This window comes from Nonomuraea sp. NPDC003709 (assembly GCF_040610775.1).
Classification (GTDB): domain Bacteria; phylum Actinomycetota; class Actinomycetes; order Streptosporangiales; family Streptosporangiaceae; genus Nonomuraea; species Nonomuraea angiospora_A.
This window is the reverse complement of sequence record NZ_JBEXMW010000004.1, coordinates 732,033-751,072: the sequence shown is the minus strand read 5'-3', so window position 1 is coordinate 751,072 and position 19,040 is coordinate 732,033. Positions and strand designations below refer to the sequence as shown.

Sequence of the window (19,040 nt, the reverse complement as noted above, 5' to 3'; positions counted from 1 at the left end):
CCCGCGGGCCACTCAGTGCGCACGGGCACTCCAGGAAGACGATATGGTTTTCCCGTAGCCCGGCGCACGTCGCCCGGGGTTAATGCGGAAGTGGCTCAGTGGTAGAGCATCACCTTGCCAAGGTGAGGGTCGCGGGTTCGAATCCCGTCTTCCGCTCGGAGCAAGACTCCAGGGTGGAGTGGCCGAGAGGCGAGGCAGCGGCCTGCAAAGCCGTCTACACGGGTTCAAATCCCGTCTCCACCTCGGCGACCGGCGGACCCCTCGGGATCCGCTAAAGTAAAGGCAGCACCACGCGGAAGTGGCTCAGTGGTAGAGCATCACCTTGCCAAGGTGAGGGTCGCGGGTTCGAATCCCGTCTTCCGCTCTGAGTTTCTAACTCAATATGGACGATTAGCTCAGCGGGAGAGCGCTTCCCTGACACGGAAGAGGTCACTGGTTCAATCCCAGTATCGTCCACCGCTATAAGAAAGCCCCGGGTGCGGTCAGCATCCGGGGCTTTCTTACTGTTCCGGGGAGCATGGGTACGCGCTGACTTCTTCTGCGAGTCGGTCGATCGCGCCGGGTCGACCAGCCCCGGCAGGTCGTCCGGCCCGGTGTGATGCCGAGGAGCCGCGAAGCTGACCGCCGCTTCCCGGGCGCCGAAATGACCTGGCGGACCAGTGACATTTCGCAATCATGGTTGAGATCTGCGCTCGTGGTGGCAGTGTCGGGCAGCAGCGCGGTGACCGCGGCATCGGCAAGAGCTCGTGTTCGGTGCCAGATTCGGCCCGGACGCCCCTGTCGCGATGAGTTCCGGCCCGGTCGCGGGTCTGTTCTGGTGACCGTCGTAGGGCGTCTTATGACGCTGCCCGGCACGAGACACCACGGAGGACCCCATGACGACCGCACCGAGTGACCCGACCAGCGCGCTGCCCGGCCGCCCGCCCATCGTCGACCTGGCCACCTGGCAGGCTGCCCGGGACGAGCTTCTGGTCCGCGAGAAGGCCCACACCCGCGAGGGCGACGCCATCGCCGCGACCCGCCGCCGGCTGCCGATGGTGGAGTTCGACGGGACGGTCGAGGTCGTCGGACCCGACGGCCCGGTCCCGTTCCTGGACCTGTTCCAGGGCCGCGACGAGCTCGTGGTCTACAAGCACATGTGGTACGACGGCGCGCCGCACCAGGGGCAGTGCGAGGGCTGCACCACCACGGCCTGGCACCTGAAGGACGCCGTCTACCTCAACGCCCGCGACGTCTCGTTCGCCATCCTGACCACGGGCCTGTGGGAGGAGGTGGCCTCATACGTCGAGTTCATGGGCTACACCCAGCCCTGGTACTCGGTGCGCGGTGTGGAGGAGCCGGTCGGCGGCAGCATGGGGTACCTCACCTGCTTCCTGCGCGACGGCGACCGCGTGTTCCTCACCTACTCCACGACGGGCCGTGGCAACGAGCGGGTCAGTGGGTCCATGGGCCTGCTCGACATGACGCCCTATGGCCGTGGCGAGGCGTGGGAGGACAACCCCGAGGGTTGGCCCGAGGGGAGCAGCCCCTCCTGGAGCTGGCGCTCGGACGCGAACGGGAACACCGCCTGGGGCCCGACCAGCCGCCCCGTGCCGCAGTGGAGCCGCCCCGGCGCGACCCCTGTGCAGACCCTCGGTCGGCAGGGCCACCACCACTGACGGGCCCTCGTCGATGGCGTCGAATACCTGGACAACGCGAGAGCCGCCCGCGCTCGGTCAGTGGGTGATTCGCCCGGAAGGCGAAGGACTCCTGGTAGGAGAGAAGTTGTCGAGGCCTGCCCGTCCTACCAGGACTCCGGGCTCGCCATCGATGAGGTCAACCGGCCGCGGTCACCCGTGCCCCCGGACGTCGTCACCTTACGAGGACGCCGGGCAGTACTGCCAGACGAATTCCAGCCACGGCGGAGCCACTCCCGTGAAGTGCGCCCAGCTGCCCGGTTCCGCACCGGGGTAGTCACCACTCACCTCAGAAAGGAACGTCAGCGTGAAGCCTTCCCGGATCAGGCTGTTGACTATCCGGCTCAGCGTCTGCCTGTACTCCCTGGGTTCGCGGATGCGGCGGCCGGCCTGCTCGCGGTCGTAGACCCACGCCTGGTCGGGATAGCTGGTCGCGGCCTCGTCCGTGTAGGGGTGCTTCAGCGTGTAGCCCTCCCCGTTCCACGAGTGGTGAGTGAGCCCGGAGAAGAATGGGTTCGCGCACATCAGGTAGTAACAGCCGCCTTCGTCGACGACTCTGGCGACCTCGCGGAAAACGATCCGGCAGTCCGGGACGAAGGTCAGCGAGTACGGATGCCAGACCAGATCGAACGAGGATTCGTCGAGGGCCGACAGGTCCCGCATGTCCCCTTGGATCGTGCGGATGCCGACGCCGTAATGCTCGGCGGCCAAGCGGTCCCGCTCCAACTGCCCGGACGAGATGTCGAGAACCGTCACGTCGGCTCCGAGCAGAGCGAAGGCCGCAGACTGCTGCCCGCCTCCTCCCGCCAGGCAGAGCACCTTCCGGCCCGCCAGGTCGCCGGCGATGCCCAGCCTCTCCAGGCCCAGATAGGCCTGGGCCTTCTCCGCGTCCAGGTCGAGCATGGGACGGGTGAACAACGCGTCCGCCTCCACAAGGGCTTCCCAGCGATCCACGTTGTAGTGGTAGGCCTCGTCCTGCACGGCAGGCAGCCTATCTGTCGTCCAACGGCCGGGACGAACCATATTCGGCCGGGCCTTGCTTACAGACCCGACCGGAAGGCCGAACCGGGCACGAAAAATGATCTCCTTTCGGACGCGATGAGCGCCGGATGGAATTCTTCCTCGGAGACCGAGATGGGCACGTCCAGGCGTGTCCTTGAGCCACACCTTCGCAAAGAGAGCGGGCCGGGGGGTTAGGGCCAGGTCCTCGCCTCCGCCTCGAACCGGTCGCTCTCCGCGGGCAGCACGCAGAGCAGGTGCCCGCCGGGCGCCCGCAGGATGCGGCACTCCTGCCACCGTGACACCTCCGTCGCGCCGAGCGCCAGCAGCCGCCGGGTCTCGGCCTCGACGTCGTCGGTCTCGATGTCGAGATGGAGCCTCGGCGCGTCGTCCACCGCCTGGACCGCCACATCCAGGCCGGGAACGGCACCGTGCAACGAGGTGAACTGCTCGTACCCGGGAAGCGGGTGCGCACTGGCCCCCAGCGCCGCGGCCCAGAACGCCGACGCCTGCTCGGCCTCGGAGGCGGGGGTGTCGATCAGAAGGGCATAGACCCGGCTGCGATGCATGTCGATCATCCTAGCCCGGGAGAATCTGTCCGAAATGTCGCCTTATGCGAAGTTTCAACTGCTCTGTGTGCATATACGGCTTATGTACGGGTAGCGCCGTTGCAGTGGCTCCTCACAGGAGGAAACCGTGGACATCAACATAGGCCAGGGCATCACGGATGCCTGGCGGCAGATAGCGACGTTCGTTCCGAAACTTGTCGCGTTCGTGGTCATTCTCATCATCGGATGGATCGTGGCCAAGGCGCTGCAGAAGATCGTCGACAAGGTGCTCGAGCGCGTCGGCTTCGACCGGGCGGTGGAGCGCAGCGGCGTGCGGCGCTGGCTGGAACAGAGCAAGTACACCGCCCGGAGCCTGCTCGCCAAGATCGTCTACTATGCGATCCTGCTGGTCACCCTCCAGCTGGCCTTCAGCGTGTTCGGGCCGAACCCGATCTCGTCGATGCTGAACAGCGTGGTGGGCTGGCTGCCCGCGGCCCTGGTCGCCATCGTGATCATCGTGGTGGCGGGCGCCATCGCCATGGGAGTCAGGGACATCATCGCCGGCGCGCTCGGCGGGCTCACCTACGGTCGCTGGGTGGCGACCGCCGCGGCGGTCTTCATCTGGGCGCTGGGCATCATCGCCGCGCTCAACCAGATCGGGGTGGCCACCACGGTCACGACTCCGGTCCTGATCACGGTCCTCGCCACCGTCGGCGCGATCGTGGCGATCGGCATCGGCGGCGGGCTCGTCCGCCCGATGCAGCAGCGCTGGGAGCGCTGGCTGAGCCGGATCGAGCGGGAGGCCCCGCAGGCCAGGGCGCACGCGGAGGCGTACCAGCGGGGGCGTGAGGACGCCCGCACGATGGCAGGGGAGCCTGTACGCACCACCCCGGCGACCCCGGGAGCTCCGGGCGCTCCGACCACCCCGAGCACCCCGCCGCGCTCCGAGATGCCTCCGGACTGAACCGTCCGCCCGCCTGACCCGGGCCGATCGGTCAGGCGGGGAGGCCGTCTTCCAGGAAACCCGCTTCGCGGGCCAGCCAGCAGACCGCCGTCAGCCGGAGCGCCGGCGCGTCCGGCTCGCCGGTGAAGATCCAGTCGCGCTCCCGCAGCTCGTCGAGGAAGCCCAGCAGGTAGTCGCCCAGGGTCTCCCGGTCCAGCGGGATGGCGTCGCGCAGCACCGCCGCGTGCTGGTCGACCGCGGCGACCAGGCCGGGGTCGCCGTCCATCCGGGCGAGCTGGGCATCGCCCAGCGTGTTCATCAGCCAGCGCAGGGGCGAAATCGCCCAACCCTCCTCAAAGACCACCAAACAACCTTAAAGCATCTCCCAAGGTCAGCGGCCCTCCGCGTCGATGTCGGCGAGCGTGCGGCGGGCCACCGCGAAGGCGGCGTTGGCGGCCGGAACCCCGCAGTAGACGGCCGTCTGGAGCAGCACCTCCTTGATCTCCTCGCGTGTGAGCCCGTTCCGCAAAGCCGCGCGGACGTGCATGGCGAGCTCCTCCATCTGCCCCCTGGCCACGAGCGCGGTGAGCGTGACGCAGCTGCGGGTGCGCCGGTCCAGGCCGGGCCGGTTCCAGATGTCGTTCCAGGCGTAGCGGGTGATCAGCTCCTGGAAATCGCGGGTGAAGTCGGTGGTGGCGGCGACCGCCCGATCGACGTGCGCGTCCCCGAGCACCTCCCGCCTGGTGCGCATGCCCGCCGCGAAGGCGTCCTCGGCGCTGCGCAGGTGGCCCAGGACGGCGGCGGTCACCGCGTCGGGGCGCTCCACGTTCGCCAGGTGCGAGGCCCTGGGCACCACCGTCAGGGACGCGCCCGGGATGTCGCCGGCCAGCGTGAGCGCGTGGTCGAGCGGCGTGGCCGGGTCCTCGGAGCCGGCGATCACCAGCGTGGGCGCGGTGATCTCCCCCAGGCGGCCGGTCAGGTCGAAGGCGGCGATGGCCTCGCAGCAGGCCGCGTACGACTCGGCGTCCACCTCCACGAACCGGTCGAACACCCCCTGGCCGTCGAAGCCGGGGGTGAACCAGCGGGTCTTCAGCGTCGGCACGAGCGCCGCGAGGCCCTTGCCGCGCACCAGCGCCGCCCGCTCCAGCCACGGCCCCGGCTCGCCGAACTTGGCCGACGTGCAGCACAGCACCAGGCTGCGCACCCGGTTCGCAGCTTTGACGGCGACAGTGGTGGCGATCGCGCCGCCGAGCGAGACGCCGCCGACCGCGAACCGCTCGTCCCCGGCGAGCTCCAGCACGGCCCGCGCCAGGTCGCCGATGGTGAACCCGGCCGCGGCCGGGGCCGAGCCGCCGTGACCCGGCAGGTCGTACCTGAGGACCCGCCAGGACTCGGTGAGCGCGGGGAGCTGGGGCTGCCAGATCTCCATCGTGGTGCCGAGCGAGGGCCCGAGCACCAGCAGCGGCGCGCCGGCCGGGCCGTCGATGCGGTGGTGGAGTTTCACGGTTGCTCCCGGTAGGTGGCGAGGATGCGATCAACGAGCTCGGGGGCCGCCCCCAGGTAAGCCGCAGGATCGAGCAGTTCGGCGTGGTCCTGCAGCGGGCCCTCCGTGGACAGGGCCTCGTCGAGCGCCTTGCGGTCGAGGTGGGCGGCCAGGCGCTCGGCGAGCAGCCGGCCGCCGGTCAGCTCGGCGTTGGCCCGCATCCGGTCGGGGAAGACCCGCAGCCCGGCCACCAGCTCGGCGGCGGTCTCGGCCGCGCCGCCCGTCAGGCGCAGCGCCTCGCGCAGGGGCAGCCACTCCGCCTGCCAGGCCCCCGCGGCCCGCTCGTGCTCGCCGACCTGCCCGAGGATCTGCGCGTACGCGGGCACCTGGAACGCGGCCGACCGGACCAGGACGGACAGGGCGGGATTGCGTTTCTGCGGCATGGCCGACGAGGAGCCGGCCGACGACTCGGCCACCTCCCCCACCTCGGTCTGGGCCATGAGGACGATGTCGGTGGCCGGTTTGCCGAGCGCGCGGGCCGTGGCGGTGAGCGCCGCGCCGAGCTCGGTGACGGGAGAGCGCTCCGCGTGCCACGGCATCGGGGGCGCCGCCAGCCCGATCTCCTCGGCGAACACCTCGGCCAGCAGCAGCGCCGTGCCCGCATCGGCACCCCGCGAGCCCGCTGCCGGGGAAGACGCGCCGGATGCCGGGGAAGAAGCGCCCGCGTGCTCGGCGAACGCGGCCAGGGTGCCGGCCGCGCCGCCCAGCTGGGCCGGCAGCCGCAGCTCCCGGAGCCGGGCGCGGGCGCGCATGAGACCGGCCAGCCACCCCGCCGCCTTCAGCCCGAACGTGGTCGGCACCGCCTGCTGCCCCAGCGTCCGCGCGGCCATCACCGTGTCCCGGTGCCGCTCGGCCAGCTCGCTGAGATCCCGCATGATCGCGCTCAGATCGCCCACGATGCCGCGGATCGCCCGCGTGGCCACCAGCATGGCGGCGCTGTCCAGGATGTCCTGGCTGGTCGCCCCCCGGTGCACGGACGACGCCGCGCCCGGCACGGCCCGCCGCAGGTCGGCCACCAGGGGCACGACCGGGTTGGCCGACTGACGGGCCCGCCGGGCCAGGTCGGCCGGGTCGAGCACCAGCGTGGCGGCCGTCCTGTCGATGGCCGCGGCCGCCTCGGAAGGGATGAGGTCCAGCCGTGCCTGGGCGCGGGCGAGCGCCCCCTCGGCCTCCAGCATGGCCCGCAGCCAGGCCGCGTCCGAGGTGATCGCCTCCGCCCGCGTCCCCGCCCAGACCGGGGCGAGCAAGCCGCCGTCAGAACCCACGCGGTCCACCTCCTCAGTCAAGCCATCATTCACGGCAGGCCCACGTAGTTCTCGGCCAGGGTGGTCGCCGCCGCCTCCGACGAGGTCACGTAGTCCAGGTACGACAGCTGCAGCCGCCGCGCGTACGGGTCCTCGTCCTCGAACGTGTGCAGCAGCGTCGTCATCCACCACGAGAAGTGCTGCGCCCGCCACACCCGCTTCAGGCACGCGTCGGAGTAGCCGTCGAGCAGCCCGGTCGAGCCGTCCGCGAAGTACGCGGCCAGCGCCTCGGTCAGCACGCGGACATCGGCCACGGCCAGGTTGAGCCCCTTGGCGCCGGTCGGCGGCACGATGTGGGCGGCGTCGCCGGCGAGGTAGAGCCGCCCGTACTGCATGGGCTCGGCCACGAACGCCCGCATCGGCGTGACGCCCTTCTCCATGATCTCGCCGGTCGTCAGCGTGAAGCCGGGCACGCTCTCCAGCCGGGCCTTCAGCTCGGCCCAGATCTGCTCGTCCGGCCAGTCCTCGACCCGCGCGTCCGCCGGGACCTGCAGGTAGAAGCGGCTGACGGTGGGCGAGCGCATGCTGTGCAGGGCGAAGCCGCGCTCGGTCCTGGTGTAGATCAGCTCTTCCGACGAGGGCGCCACTCTGGCCAGGATGCCCAGCCAGGCGAAGGGATAGTCCCGCTCGTAAACGCTCAGAACGCCCTCGGGGATGGCCGGCCTGGACACGCCGTGGAAGCCGTCGCACCCGGCGATCACGTCGCAGTCGAGCCGCTCGCCGCCGGAAGTCAGATAGGGATCGGACTCCAGCGAGTGCGCCGCCACGTCCTCGACCTCGAACCTGATGTCGCCGCCCGCCGCCAGCCTGGCCGCGATCAGGTCCTTGACCACCTCCTGCTGCCCGTACACGGTGATGGACCTGCCCGGCACGAGCTTCTCGAACGCGATGCGGTGGCCCGCGCCCCCGTACCTGAGCTCGATGCCGTGGTGCGGCAGCCCCTCGCGCAGCAGGCGCTCGCCGACGCCCGCCTCGACCAGCGTGTCCACCGTGCCCTGCTCCAGCACCCCGGCCCGCACCCGCCGCTCGACGTAGTCGCGGCTGCGCTTCTCCAGCACCACGGAGGTGATGCCGCGCAGGTGGAGCAAGTGGGAAAGGAGCAGCCCGGCGGGGCCTGCCCCGATGATCCCAACCTGAGTTCGCATGAGGGAAGCATGCTGCTTTGACCGCGATTGGCCGAGATCCTCCTTCCACTCAGTGGAAGAATGGCTCCATGGCAGGCGGGGCCCGGGAGGGCGGGCGCTCGGTGACGTCCAAGGTGCTGGCCATCCTGGGCGCGTTCGACTCCGCCCATCCGCAGCTCACGCTGACCGACGTGGCCCGGCGCAGCGGGCTGCCGCTGAGCACGGCGCACCGGCTGGTCGCCGAGCTGGAGGAGTGGCAGGCGCTGAGCCGCGCGCCCGACGGGCGGCTGCGGGTCGGGCTGCGGCTGTGGGAGCTGGGCCAGCTCGCGCCCGGCCGGCTCCACGACCTGGCCCATCCGTGGCTGCAGGAGCTGTTCGCGACCACGCGCGAGAACGTGCACCTGGCCGTGCGCGACGGGCTCGAGGTGCTGTACGTGGACAAGGTGTACGGCCGGCGGGCGGTGCCGATCGTGTCGCGGACGGGCGGCCGGCTGCCGATGCACCCGACGGGCGTGGGCAAGGCGCTGCTGGCGTACGAGCCGGACTGGTTCGTGAAGTCCTACCTGGCGCGCAAGCTCGAACGGCCCACCCCGCACACGATCACCGAGCCGGGCCGGCTGGCCAGGGAGCTGGCCGTCGTGCGGGCCCAGGGGTACGCGCTGACGTACGAGGAGATGACCCTGGGCACCTGCTCGGCGGCCGCGCCGATCCTGGTGGACGGACGGCCCGTGGCGGCCCTGGGCATCGTGCTGTCCTCACGGCGCGCCCGCGAGCTGCCCCAGCTGATCGACCCCCTGCTGAGCACCGCGGCGGCGATCGCGGCGGCTATTCCCCCAGCCGCTGGATCCGGTCCTTGAACAGGGTCGTGGCGATGGCCGCCTTGTGCGGCTGCCCCTTGAGGAACGCCTGCGCGAAGCTCTTCGCCTGCTCGTAGGTGACCTTGGCCGGCATGGGCGGCTCGTTCGGGTTCACGTCCACGTCCACCAGCGCCGGGCCGTCGTGCGCGAGCGCCTGGCCGATCGCCATGGCGACGTCCTCCGACTTGGTGACCTTGGCCCCGAACCCGCCGCACGACCTCGCCCAGGCCGAGAAGTCGGCCTCCGGCTCGGGGAAGCGCACCCCGTGCTCCGGGTAGCCGAGCACCATCTGCTCCCACAGGATCTGCCCGAGCGAGTTGTTGTTGTTGATGATCACCTTGACCGGCAGCCGCTGCTGGACCGCCGTCAGGAACTCGCCCATCAGCATCGTGAACCCGCCGTCTCCGACGTACGCGATGACCTGCCGTCCGGGGTAGGCGTGCTGCATGGCGATGGCGTACGGCAGCCCGGGGGCCATCGTCGCCAGCGTCCCGGACAGGTAGAACTGGCGCTCGCCGCGGATCGTCCAGTGCCGGGCGGCCCAGGTGGCGATGGTGCCGCTGTCGCAGGTCATGATGGCGTCGTCGGTGGCGAGCTCGTCCACGATGGACACGACGTACTGGGGCGCGATGGGATCCCGGTCCGGGTTCTCCAGGGCGTCCATGTCGGCCCGCCACTTGTCCATCATCTCCTGATATTTCCGCAGGTGGGCGTGGCGGTCCCGGGCGGTGAGCAGCGGCAGCAGCGCCCGCAGCCCCTCCTTCGCGTCGCACACCACGGGCACGTCGGTCGCGATCCGCGCCCCCGCCCTGGTCGGGTCCGCCTCGAACTGCACCACCCGCGCCTGCTCCGGCAGGAACTTGGAGTAGGGGAAGTTCGTGCCGACCATGAAGAGCACGTCGGTCTCGTCCATCAGCTCCTCGCTCGGCCGGGTGCCGAGCAGCCCGATCCCGCCCGTCGTGTACGGCGAGTCGTCCGGGATGACCGCCTTGCCGGGCAGGGTCTTGGCCACGGGCGCGCCGAGCGCCTCGGCCACGGCCAGCACCTCCTGCCGGGCGTGCAGCGCCCCCTGCCCGACGAGCATGGCGGGGCGCCGGGCGTTGTTGAGCACCTCGGCCGCCCATTCGATGTCCTCCTGGCGCGGCAGGCCGGACGGGCGCAGGTAGAGAGGCGCGGTCTCCGGCGGCCGCGCGGGTGCCACGGTCCGGTACGGGGCCATCCCCGCCTCGGCCACCTGCAGGTCGTTGGGCAGCGTGAGATGGGCGACCCCGCGCCGCGCGTAGGCGGTCCTGATCGCCAGGTCCACCAGCGAGGGCAGCTGCGCCGGGTTGGTGATCATCATGTTGTACTCGGCCACGTCCTCGTACAACCGGTCGAGGTGCACCTCCTGCTGGTAGCCCGTGCCCAGCACGGACGTCTCCTGCATGCCCGTGATCGCCAGCACGGGCACGTGGTCCAGCTTGGCGTCGTAGAGGCCGTTGAGCAGGTGGATGCCGCCGGGCCCCGAAGTGGCCAGGCACACGCCGATCCGGCCGGTGGCCTTGGCGTAGCCGGTGGCCATGAAGGCGGCCGCCTCCTCGTGGTGGACGAGGACGAAGCGCACCCGGTCGCGGTGGCGCCGCAGCCCTTCCATGATGCCGTTGATGCCGTCACCCGGCATGCCGAAAACGGTGTCGACACCCCACTCGGCGAGCCGCTCTACCAGGGATTCCGCTGCGATTCGAGCCATGGGAGCCGCTCTACCCCGCTCCGCAGGTCGCAGACGCTTTTACCAGATTCCTTGTCATTTCTAGGCATTCGCGGGTAGAGGGGCGTCATGCGCATTCTGGTCACGGGAGCAACGGGCACGCTGGGCGGCGCCTTGGTGCCCGCACTGCTCAGGTCGGGCCACCGGGTGCGGGCGCTGAGCCGTACCAAGCGCGAGACCCACGGGAACGTCGAGTGGATGTGGGGCGACCTCGTCTCCGGCAACGGCCTCGCGGAGGCCGTACGCGACGTGGACGTCATCGCGCACCTGGCCACCGGCGGCCGCAAGGGCCGCGGCGCCGTGGACGTGGCCGGGACGCGCAAGCTCGTCGCCGTCGCCCGCCAGGCGGGGTACCCGCACCTGTTGTACGTCTCGTGCGTCGGGTCCGACAGCGTGGCCAGCGGCCATCTCCGGCACAAGCTGGAGGCCGAACGGCTGATCTCGGAGAGCGAGCTGGGCTGGACGATCCTGCGCTCCACCCACTTCCAGCAGACGCTCGACCGGCGGCTGAGCGACTTCGAGTCGCTCCCCGTGCTCGCCGTGGACCGCTCGATGCCCTGGCAGCCGGTCCACACGGGCGAGGTGGCGGCCCGCCTCAACGAGCTGATCGCCGCGGGCCCCGCGATGGACGAGATCGAGTACGGCGGCCCCCAGGTGCTCAACACCGACGAACTGGTCAGGACCTGGCTGGAGGCCAAGGGCCTGCACCGCCCCTGCCTGCCCGTGCGCTTCCCCGGCAGCCTGTACGCGGCCCAGCGCGCCGGCGAGCTGCTGACCGACGCCGAGCCCAAGGGCCGGATCACCTGGCACGACCACCTCTTCCCGCAGCCGGTCGAGGTTTCCGACGACTTCGCCTCGGAGCACACCGCTTCGCCCACCAGCCCCGCCAACCAGCCGGAGCAGGACCCCGACCTGCACGTCTACGGAGGCGACGAGGGCTACGAGCGCCCCACCCGCGGCTGACTCCTTTACGTAGTCGTTACGTAACGCCCCCTTGATGGGCATTCGGCTACCTATGTACGGTCCTTTCATTGCCACTTAACAACTTGTTCAGTGCAGCCAATCGAGAGGTTCGATGACGGAGTCGGAGAACGCCCGCTTGGGTGCGCGAATCCGCGCCTACCGCAACATGCGCCGCATGACCGTGCGCGCACTCGCGGCGGAGGCCAGGGCGAGCGCGAGCTTCATCAGCCAGCTGGAGCGCGGGCAGACCAGCTCCAGCATCGGGATGCTCAGGCGAATCGCCTCGGCTCTCGGGCTCACGGTCGCGGATCTGTTCAACGAGGAGGACGAGGTCGGCCACCGGGTGGTGCGCCGCGACGCGCGTCCGGAGCTGCACACGGCTCCCGGCACGCGCAAGTTCCTGATCTCCCAGCGCCCGCTCCAGAACGTGGAGGTGTACGCCGGGGAATTCGATCCGGGCTCGTCCACCGGGGACGAACCGTACACCCACGGCGACTCCCAGGAGATCTTCCTGGTCATCCGCGGGCGGATCACTCTCTGGCTCGGACCCAACGGCTCTGCCGCCGCACACGTGCTGGAGCCCGGGGACAGCGTGGAGTACCGCACGTCGGTCCCCCACCGGATCGTCAACGAGAGTGACGAGACCGCCGAGGTCCTCTGGGTGGTCGCCCCACCTACTACATCCTCCTGAACCCCAGCTATACCTGCAACAAGGGGGTAACCCATGCCGAAGCACCCAGCGCGACTGGCCGCCATGGCCGGCGTCGCGGCTTCGCTCCTGCTCGCGACCGCCTGCGGAGCCGGCTCGGCGGCGCCCGCCTCGATCGATCTCGGATCGGGGCCCGCCAAGTCGGGCACGATCAAGAAGGACGCCCTGAGCGGCCTCAACATGACCTTCGTCTCCTACGGAGGCGTCTACCAGGAGGGCCAGCAGAAGGCGGCGGTGGACCCGTTCGCCCAGGAGTCGGGCGCCAAGATCCTCCAGGACGGCCCGACCGACTACGCCAAGATCAAGGCCCAGGTCGACTCCTCCAACGTCACCTGGGACGTGATCGACGCCGACTCCATCTGGGCCGATGCCCAGTGCGGCAAGCTGCTCCAGCCGCTGGACTACTCGATCATCGACAAGTCCAAGGTCCCCGAGGGCCTGTCCGGCCAGTGCACCGTCCCCGCGATGCAGTACGGCATGGTGCTCGCCTACAACAAGGACAAGTTCGGCGCCAACCCGCCCAAGGGCTGGAAGGACTTCTTCGACACGACGAAGTTCCCCGGCAAGCGCGCCATCTCCGGCAACCCCGGCGACTCGGCGCCCGGCCCGTTCGAGGGCGCGCTGATCGCCGACGGCGTGGCGCCCGACCAGCTCTACCCGCTGGACGTCGACCGGGCGACCAAGAAGCTGCAGTCGGTCCGCTCCAACCTGGTCTTCTGGAAGACCGGCGCCGAGGCCCAGCAGCTGCTGGAGTCCGGCGAGGTGGACATGGGGATGGTCTGGAGCGGCCGGGCCTACGCCGCCGTCAAGAACGGCGCGCCGTTCCAGATCGCCTGGGACCAGTGGATGCCGGTCATGGACTCGCTGGCCGTGCCGAAGAACGCCAAGAACCCGAAGGCGTCGATGGCGCTGATCAACTACTACCTGGGTGCTCAGCAGCAGGCCAAGCTGACGGAGCTGACCTCGTACTCGCCGATCAACACCGACGCCAAGCCGAGCCTCGACCAGACCGGCCAGGCGTTCCTGACCACCGCTCCGGGCGTCCCGGAGAAGGCACTCAAGATCGACTCCAAGTGGTGGGCCGAACACCAGCCGGAGATGATCGAGAAGTGGTCGGCCTGGCTCGGCGGCTGATCGCGGATGGCCTCCACCCTGCAGGCGGTAGCCCCGCCCGCCGCCGCCAGGCAGTCGGCGGACCCTGAGCGCCGCCCGGCGCTCCTGGTCCTGCCGGCGCTGGTGGCGCTCGCCGTCTTCTTCCTGTTTCCGCTGATCTCGATGGTGATCAGCGCGTTCACCGATCCGGTGCCCGGTCTGGGGAACTTCACCTGGTTCTTCAGCGAGTCCCAGAACCTGCGGGTGCTCGGGCGCACGTTCACCACCGCCCTGTGGGTGACGGTGGTCGCGCTGATCCTGTCGTACCCGTACGCGTACGCCATGACGATCGCCGGCCCGCGGGCCAGGGCTGTGCTGACGCTGCTGGTGCTGGTGCCGTTCTGGACCAGCCTGATGGTGCGGACCTTCGCGTGGGTGATCCTGCTGCAGGACACCGGCGTGGTGAATGACCTGCTCGGGACCATCGGGCTGGGTCCGTTCAGCCTGATCCGCACCCAGACGGGCGTCGTGATCGGGATGGTGCAGCTGCTGATGCCGTTCATGGTGCTGCCGCTCTACGCGGTGATGAGCGGGATCGACCGGCGGCTGCTCACCGCGGCGGGCAGCATGGGAGCGCGGCCCGTCAAGGCGTTCCTCGACGTCTACGTGCCGCTGTCGCTGCCCGGGGTGTCGGCGGGGTGCCTGACCGTGTTCATCAGCGCGCTCGGGTTCTACGTCACGCCCGCGCTGCTCGGCTCACCCACCGACGCGCTGCTCTCCCAGCAGATCTTCACGCAGGTCAACGGCCTGCTGAAGTGGGGGCGCGGCGGCGCCATGGGCGTGGTCCTGCTCGGGCTCACGCTGGCCATGATCGCGCTGCTGGCGGTCACGCTGCGCCGCGCAGGGAAGAAGGTGACCGGATGAGCGCCCGGGTGGGACGCGGGGCGCTGTGGGCGTTCTGCGCGCTGGTCGGCGTCTGGCTGGTGGCCCCCGCGCTGATCGTGGTGCCGCTCAGCTTCACCTCGAAGGCGTCGCTCAAGTTCCCGCCGGACGGCTGGTCCACCCGCTGGTACGAGCACTTCTTCGGCGACCCGGCCTGGATGTCGGCCCTGTGGACCTCGCTCGAGGTGGGCCTGCTGGTCACCGTCGTCGCCACCACGCTCGGCACGGCGGCGGCGCTCGGCCTGACCCGGGCCAGGATGCGCGGGCTCGCGCTGGTCCAGGGGTCGATGCTGGCCCCGATGATCGTGCCCGGGGTCGTGCTGGCCATCGGCGTCTACGCCGTGTTCCTGAAGCTGCAGCTCGTCGGGACTCTCATGGGCTTCGTCATGGCGCACACCGTGCTGGCGCTGCCGTTCGTGATGATCCCGGTGACCGCGTCGCTGAGCGGGTTCGACCGGCGGCTGGAGAGCGCGGCGGCCAGCCTGGGCGCGGGCCGCTGGACCACCTTCCGCACCGTGACGCTGCCGCTGGTCGCCCCCGGCGTGGCCGCGGGCGCGCTGTTCGCGTTCGTCACGAGCTTCGACGAGGTGGTCGTCTCGCTGTTCATCCAGAGCCCCTACCTGCAGACCCTGCCGGTGAAGATGTACGCGAGCGTCACCCGCGAGACCGACCCGACCATCGCCGCGGCGGCCACGATGATCATCGTGCTGACCACGAGCCTCGTCCTGATCGCCACCTTCTTCGTCGCCAGGAGGTCACGTGCCCACCAGTAACGATCTCGCCGCCCGCGGCGCCGGCATCGAGCTGACCGGACTGACCAAGCGCTACGGCGACTTCGTCGCCGTGGACGACGTCTCGCTGTCGATCAAGCCGGGCGAGTTCATCACGCTGCTCGGGCCGAGCGGCTCGGGCAAGACGACCACTCTGAACATCATCGCCGGCTTCGACCACCCCACCACCGGCGAGCTGACCGTGGACGGGACCGCCATCGCCGCGACGCCCGCCCACAAACGGGACATGGGCATGGTCTTCCAGCACTACGCCCTGTTCCCGCACATGACGGTCGCCGAGAACATCGCGTACCCGCTCAAACAGCGCAAGGTGCCCAAGGCCCGCCGCGCCGAGCTGGTCGCGGCCGCGCTGGCCACCGTCCACCTCGGCGAGTACGGCCACCGCTACCCGCGCGAGCTGTCCGGCGGCCAGCAGCAGCGCGTGGCCGTGGCCCGCGCCATCGTCTACAGCCCGCGCGTGCTGCTGATGGACGAGCCCCTGGGCGCGCTGGACAAGAAGCTGCGCGACTGGCTCCAGCTCGAGATCAAGCGCATCCACGGCGAGCTCGGCACCACGTTCGTGTACGTCACGCACGACCAGGACGAGGCGCTGGTGCTGTCGGACCGGATCGCGGTCTTCAACCGCGGCCGCATCGAGCAGGTCGGGCCCGCCGAGGAGCTGTACGAGCGGCCCGCCACGCTGTTCGTGGCCCGCTTCCTCGGCGAGTCGACGATCCTGCGCGGCGACGTCACGCCCGACGGCATCGGCGTGTGCGCGCGGCTGCTGCGGGCGCCCGGCAGTCTGCCCGACAGCCTGCCCGACGGGGCGGGCGCGCTCGTCGTACGCCCGGAGCGGCTGGCCGTGCGCGAGGCGGGTTTCTCCCCCGATCCGGAATGGAACGCCCTGCCGGCCACCGTCACCGGCGAGATTTACCTGGGCTCCAGCAGGAAGCTGGAGCTGAGGCTGCCCGACGGCTCGTCCGCGCTGGTGCGCGAGCAGGCCGGCAGCCTCAGCGACGCCCGTGGCGGCGACGAGGTCACCCTCACGTGGCGCGTCGCCGACTCCGTCCTGCTGCCCGACTCGCCCGATGTGGAGGCTGTGCTCACGTGAAAGGCATCCCGCTCACCAAGGACTTCGCCAACGGCGGCGTCTCGTTCTGGTACCGGCAGATCGGCCTGCCGGACCGGCGTCCCCCGCTGCCGGGGTCGCGCTCGTACGACGTGGCCATCGTCGGCGGCGGCTACACCGGCCTGTGGACCGCGTACTACCTGAAGAAGGCCGAGCCGGGGCTGCGGATCGCGATCCTGGAGAAGGAGTTCGCCGGGTTCGGCGCGTCGGGGCGCAACGGCGGGTGGCTGTCGGCGGAGTTCGCCGGGTCGCGCAAGCGGCACGCCAAGGCGCGCGGCCGGCAGGCGATGATCGACCTGCAGCACGCGATGTTCGATGCCGTGGACGAGGTCATCGAGGTGACCCGCGAGGAGGCCATCGACGCCGACATCCACAAGGGCGGCCTCATCCACGTCGCGACGAACCCGGCCCAGCGGCGCCGGCTGCGCGCTGAGCTCGATGACCTGCGCACCTGGGGGTACGGCGAGAGCGACCTGCGGCTGATGGACCGCGACGAGCAGCGCGAGCGCGTGCAGGTGGCCGGCACCCTGGAGGCCACCTACTCGCCGCACTGCGCCCGCATCCAGCCCGCCAAGCTGGCCGTCGGCCTGGCCGAGGCGGTCGCCCGGCTCGGGGTGGACATCTTCGAGGACACCACGGTCACGAAGATCATCCCGCGGCGGGACGGCAGCCAGGCGGCGGCGGTCACCACGCGCGGGGCGGTCACGGCGGACTACGTCATCCGCGCCACCGAGGGCTTCACCGCCTCGCTGGCCGGGCAGCACCGGCAGTGGCTGCCGATGAACAGCTCCATGATCGTCACCGAGCCGCTGCCGCCCGAGGTGTGGAAGCACATCGGCTGGCAGGGCAACGAGCTGATCGGGGACGAGGCGCACGCCTACATCTACGCGCAGCGCACCGCCGACGACCGCATCGCGATCGGCGGCCGGGGCGTGCCCTACCGGTACGGCTCGCGTACCGACGTGCGGGGCGCCACCCAGCCGCAGACGGTCGCGCTGCTGTGGCGGATGCTGGTCAAGCTCTTCCCCGCGGCGGCGGACGCGCGGATCCAGCACTCCTGGTGCGGCGTGCTGGGCGTGCCGCGCGACTGGTGCTCGACGGTGCACCTGGACCACGCGACCGGCCTCGGCTGGGCGGGCGGCTACGTCGGCAGCGGCGTCACCACCACCAACCTGGCCGGCCGCACCCTGCGCGACCTGGTGCTGCGCCAGGACACCGAGCTGACGGCCCTGCCCTGGGTGGGCCGCCAGGTGCGCCAGTGGGAGCCCGAGCCGCTGCGGTGGACGGGGGTGCAGCTCATCTACGCGCTCTTCCGCGCCGCCGACCGGCAGGAGAACGACCACGGCACCACGACGTCGCCGTTCGCGCGGCTGGCGAACCTGATCTCCGGCCGCTGACGCGCCTCCCCCGGAGCGTGCTCAACGCTCCGGGGACCCGGCACGTGCTCAGCGCTCTGAAGGCCCGGCTCCGCGCCAGGGGTCGTAGTCGACCTCCAGCGGCTCCTGCGGCGGCCGCTCGGCCTCCGGCACGTGCTGGAGGTTGACCCGGATGCGATACCACACGCTGCTGCGCCCCCGCATGCCATCGACCAGCACGTCGGCGGGCTCCAGCCGGGCCGCGACCTCCGGATGGCGGGCCTTCCACCGCTCGAACCCGGCCAGCGCCTCGTCCTTGTGCTCCGCCCGCGCGATCTCGATGACGGGCATGGTCTGCTGCCGGCCCCCCGTGCCCTTGGGTGGCTTGGGCGCGGGCCCGAGCTCCTCGGCCAGCGCCAAGAGCCCGTCGAGCGAGCCCGGATGCAGGTCCATGTCCTCCCACGGGTCGCCGGCCTCGGCCAGCCGCTTGGCCACGGTGTCGATCGTGAACGCCTCGGGGCGGCAGCCGGGCACCTCGTCCCAGGTCAACGGCGTCGAGACCCGGGCGTCGGGCACGGCCCGCACGGAGTAGGCGGAGGCCACGGTGCGGTCGTAGGCATTCTGGTTGAAGTCGACGAACACGCCGTGCCGCTCCTCCTTCCACCACCGGCTGGTGGCCAGCTCGGGCGCGCGCCGCTCGACCTCGCGGGCCACCGTCTCGGCCGCCTTGCGCACCTTCGCGAACGGCCAGCGCCGCTCGATGCGGGCGTAGACGTGGAACCCTCGCGAACCGGACGTCTTGGGCCAGGCGACCAGCCCGTGGTCGGCCAGCACCTCGCGCGCCACCTGCGCGGTGGCCAGCACGTCGGCCCACTCGACGCCCGGCACCGGGTCGAGGTCGATGCGCAGCTCGTCGGGCCTGGACAGGTCGTCGGCGCGCACCGGATGGGGGTTGAGGTCGACGCACCCGAGGTTGACCACCCACAGCAGCTGGGCCAGGTCGGTGCAGACGACCTCCTCCGCGCTCAGCCCCGAGCGGTATTTCAGCTCGGCCACCTCGATCCAGTCGGGCCGCTTGGCCGGGGCGCGCTTCTGGAAGAACGCCTCCTGCTCGATGCCGTGCACGAACCGCTTGAGCACCATCGGCCGCCCGTGGACGCCCCGCAGCGCCGCCTCGCCCACGGCCTGGTAGAAGCGGATCAGGTCGAGCTTGGTGTGGCCGGACTGCGGGAAGACCACCTTGTCGGGGCTGGTGACGCGGACCTCGTGACCCGCGACCTCGATGTCAGGCATACGGTCACGATACGCGGGGCCACCGACAAGGCTCGGAGCACTGGTG

18 protein-coding genes and 4 tRNA genes are annotated in these 19,040 nt (G+C 70.8%); 14 read left to right on the top strand and 8 right to left on the bottom strand.

The window, feature by feature from the left end; all coding sequences use genetic code 11:
- The first annotated feature begins 84 nt into the window (after window positions 1–84).
- The 5 genes from ABZX61_RS16190 (at window position 85) to ABZX61_RS16170 (ending at window position 1,658) form a co-directional block, all read left to right on the top strand.
- A tRNA-Gly gene (locus tag ABZX61_RS16190) sits at window positions 85–156 on the top strand.
- Window positions 157–172: 16 nt separating this feature from the next.
- A tRNA-Cys gene (locus ABZX61_RS16185) sits at window positions 173–243 on the top strand.
- Window positions 244–292: 49 nt separating this feature from the next.
- Window positions 293–364, top strand: a tRNA-Gly gene (locus ABZX61_RS16180).
- A 20-nt stretch (window positions 365–384) separates the two neighbouring features.
- Window positions 385–456 (top strand) — tRNA-Val (locus ABZX61_RS16175).
- Between the two features lie 419 nt (window positions 457–875).
- Complete coding sequence (locus ABZX61_RS16170; protein WP_355195098.1) at window positions 876–1,658, top strand: DUF899 domain-containing protein; 783 nt, start codon at window positions 876–878, stop codon at window positions 1,656–1,658.
- A 198-nt stretch (window positions 1,659–1,856) separates the two neighbouring features.
- Here ABZX61_RS16170 and ABZX61_RS16165 read toward each other — a convergent pair whose 3' ends face one another.
- A complete protein-coding gene (locus ABZX61_RS16165; RefSeq protein WP_355195096.1) occupies window positions 1,857–2,657 on the bottom strand; it encodes a class I SAM-dependent methyltransferase in 801 nt (266 codons plus the stop codon).
- A gap of 212 nt (window positions 2,658–2,869) precedes the next feature.
- Entirely contained in the window at window positions 2,870–3,244 is a 375-nt protein-coding gene (locus ABZX61_RS16160; RefSeq protein ID WP_350722068.1) for a VOC family protein, read from the bottom strand.
- A gap of 127 nt (window positions 3,245–3,371) precedes the next feature.
- Here ABZX61_RS16160 and ABZX61_RS16155 point away from each other — a divergent pair, with 127 nt between their 5' ends.
- The gene (locus ABZX61_RS16155; protein ID WP_355195094.1) at window positions 3,372–4,187 is read left to right on the top strand and encodes a hypothetical protein; all 816 of its coding nucleotides are present in this window, start codon (window positions 3,372–3,374) and stop codon (window positions 4,185–4,187) included.
- 31 nt (window positions 4,188–4,218) lie between these two features.
- On the opposite strand, the gene ABZX61_RS16150 is transcribed toward ABZX61_RS16155, so the two are convergent.
- Genes ABZX61_RS16150 through ABZX61_RS16135 form a run of 4 tightly spaced genes read right to left on the bottom strand, consistent with a single transcriptional unit; the run spans window position 4,219 to window position 8,158 of the window.
- Window positions 4,219–4,530 (bottom strand): DUF6401 family natural product biosynthesis protein, encoded by a 312-nt coding sequence (locus tag ABZX61_RS16150; protein ID WP_355195092.1) that lies wholly within the window; start codon window positions 4,528–4,530, stop codon window positions 4,219–4,221.
- A 27-nt stretch (window positions 4,531–4,557) separates the two neighbouring features.
- Window positions 4,558–5,670 carry a 4-carboxymuconolactone decarboxylase gene (gene pcaC, locus ABZX61_RS16145; protein ID WP_355195090.1) on the bottom strand — a complete coding sequence of 371 codons (1,113 nt, stop codon included), beginning with the start codon at window positions 5,668–5,670 and terminating at the stop codon, window positions 4,558–4,560.
- A complete protein-coding gene (locus ABZX61_RS16140; protein WP_355195088.1) occupies window positions 5,667–6,974 on the bottom strand; it encodes a lyase family protein in 1,308 nt (435 codons plus the stop codon). The genes pcaC and ABZX61_RS16140 overlap by 4 nt, the downstream gene beginning before the upstream one ends.
- A 29-nt stretch (window positions 6,975–7,003) precedes the next feature.
- The gene (locus tag ABZX61_RS16135; RefSeq protein ID WP_355195086.1) at window positions 7,004–8,158 is read right to left on the bottom strand and encodes a 4-hydroxybenzoate 3-monooxygenase; all 1,155 of its coding nucleotides are present in this window, start codon (window positions 8,156–8,158) and stop codon (window positions 7,004–7,006) included.
- Between the two features lie 68 nt (window positions 8,159–8,226).
- Here ABZX61_RS16135 and ABZX61_RS16130 point away from each other — a divergent pair, with 68 nt between their 5' ends.
- On the top strand, window positions 8,227–8,994 hold the full coding sequence (locus tag ABZX61_RS16130) for an IclR family transcriptional regulator (RefSeq protein ID WP_355195084.1): 768 nt from the start codon (window positions 8,227–8,229) through the stop codon (window positions 8,992–8,994).
- Here ABZX61_RS16130 and ABZX61_RS16125 read toward each other — a convergent pair.
- Complete coding sequence (locus ABZX61_RS16125; RefSeq protein ID WP_355195083.1) at window positions 8,963–10,723, bottom strand: thiamine pyrophosphate-dependent enzyme; 1,761 nt, start codon at window positions 10,721–10,723, stop codon at window positions 8,963–8,965. The two genes, ABZX61_RS16130 and ABZX61_RS16125, sit on opposite strands and share 32 nt — an antisense overlap.
- A gap of 87 nt (window positions 10,724–10,810) precedes the next feature.
- On the opposite strand from ABZX61_RS16125, the gene ABZX61_RS16120 reads away from it, so the two are divergent.
- The 7 genes from ABZX61_RS16120 (at window position 10,811) to ABZX61_RS16090 (ending at window position 17,743) form a co-directional block, all read left to right on the top strand.
- Complete coding sequence (locus tag ABZX61_RS16120; protein ID WP_350722082.1) at window positions 10,811–11,704, top strand: NAD(P)H-binding protein; 894 nt, start codon at window positions 10,811–10,813, stop codon at window positions 11,702–11,704.
- 112 nt (window positions 11,705–11,816) lie between these two features.
- Entirely contained in the window at window positions 11,817–12,395 is a 579-nt protein-coding gene (locus ABZX61_RS16115) for a cupin domain-containing protein (RefSeq protein WP_319711353.1), read from the top strand.
- A gap of 33 nt (window positions 12,396–12,428) precedes the next feature.
- Complete coding sequence (locus ABZX61_RS16110; protein ID WP_350722084.1) at window positions 12,429–13,547, top strand: ABC transporter substrate-binding protein; 1,119 nt, start codon at window positions 12,429–12,431, stop codon at window positions 13,545–13,547.
- 6 nt (window positions 13,548–13,553) lie between these two features.
- Window positions 13,554–14,429, top strand: coding sequence for an ABC transporter permease (locus tag ABZX61_RS16105; RefSeq protein ID WP_355195079.1), 876 nt, complete (start codon window positions 13,554–13,556; stop codon window positions 14,427–14,429).
- On the top strand, window positions 14,426–15,220 hold the full coding sequence (locus ABZX61_RS16100) for an ABC transporter permease (RefSeq protein ID WP_192786195.1): 795 nt from the start codon (window positions 14,426–14,428) through the stop codon (window positions 15,218–15,220). Before ABZX61_RS16105 ends, ABZX61_RS16100 begins: the two co-directional genes overlap by 4 nt.
- The gene (locus tag ABZX61_RS16095; protein ID WP_355195077.1) at window positions 15,207–16,328 is read left to right on the top strand and encodes an ABC transporter ATP-binding protein; all 1,122 of its coding nucleotides are present in this window, start codon (window positions 15,207–15,209) and stop codon (window positions 16,326–16,328) included. The genes ABZX61_RS16100 and ABZX61_RS16095 overlap by 14 nt, the downstream gene beginning before the upstream one ends.
- On the top strand, window positions 16,325–17,743 hold the full coding sequence (locus ABZX61_RS16090; protein ID WP_355195075.1) for an FAD-binding oxidoreductase: 1,419 nt from the start codon (window positions 16,325–16,327) through the stop codon (window positions 17,741–17,743). The genes ABZX61_RS16095 and ABZX61_RS16090 overlap by 4 nt, the downstream gene beginning before the upstream one ends.
- A 48-nt stretch (window positions 17,744–17,791) precedes the next feature.
- On the opposite strand, the gene ligD is transcribed toward ABZX61_RS16090, so the two are convergent.
- Window positions 17,792–18,994, bottom strand: a complete 1,203-nt coding sequence (gene ligD, locus ABZX61_RS16085; protein ID WP_355195073.1) for a non-homologous end-joining DNA ligase — start codon at window positions 18,992–18,994, stop codon at window positions 17,792–17,794.
- Window positions 18,995–19,040: the final 46 nt, after the last annotated feature.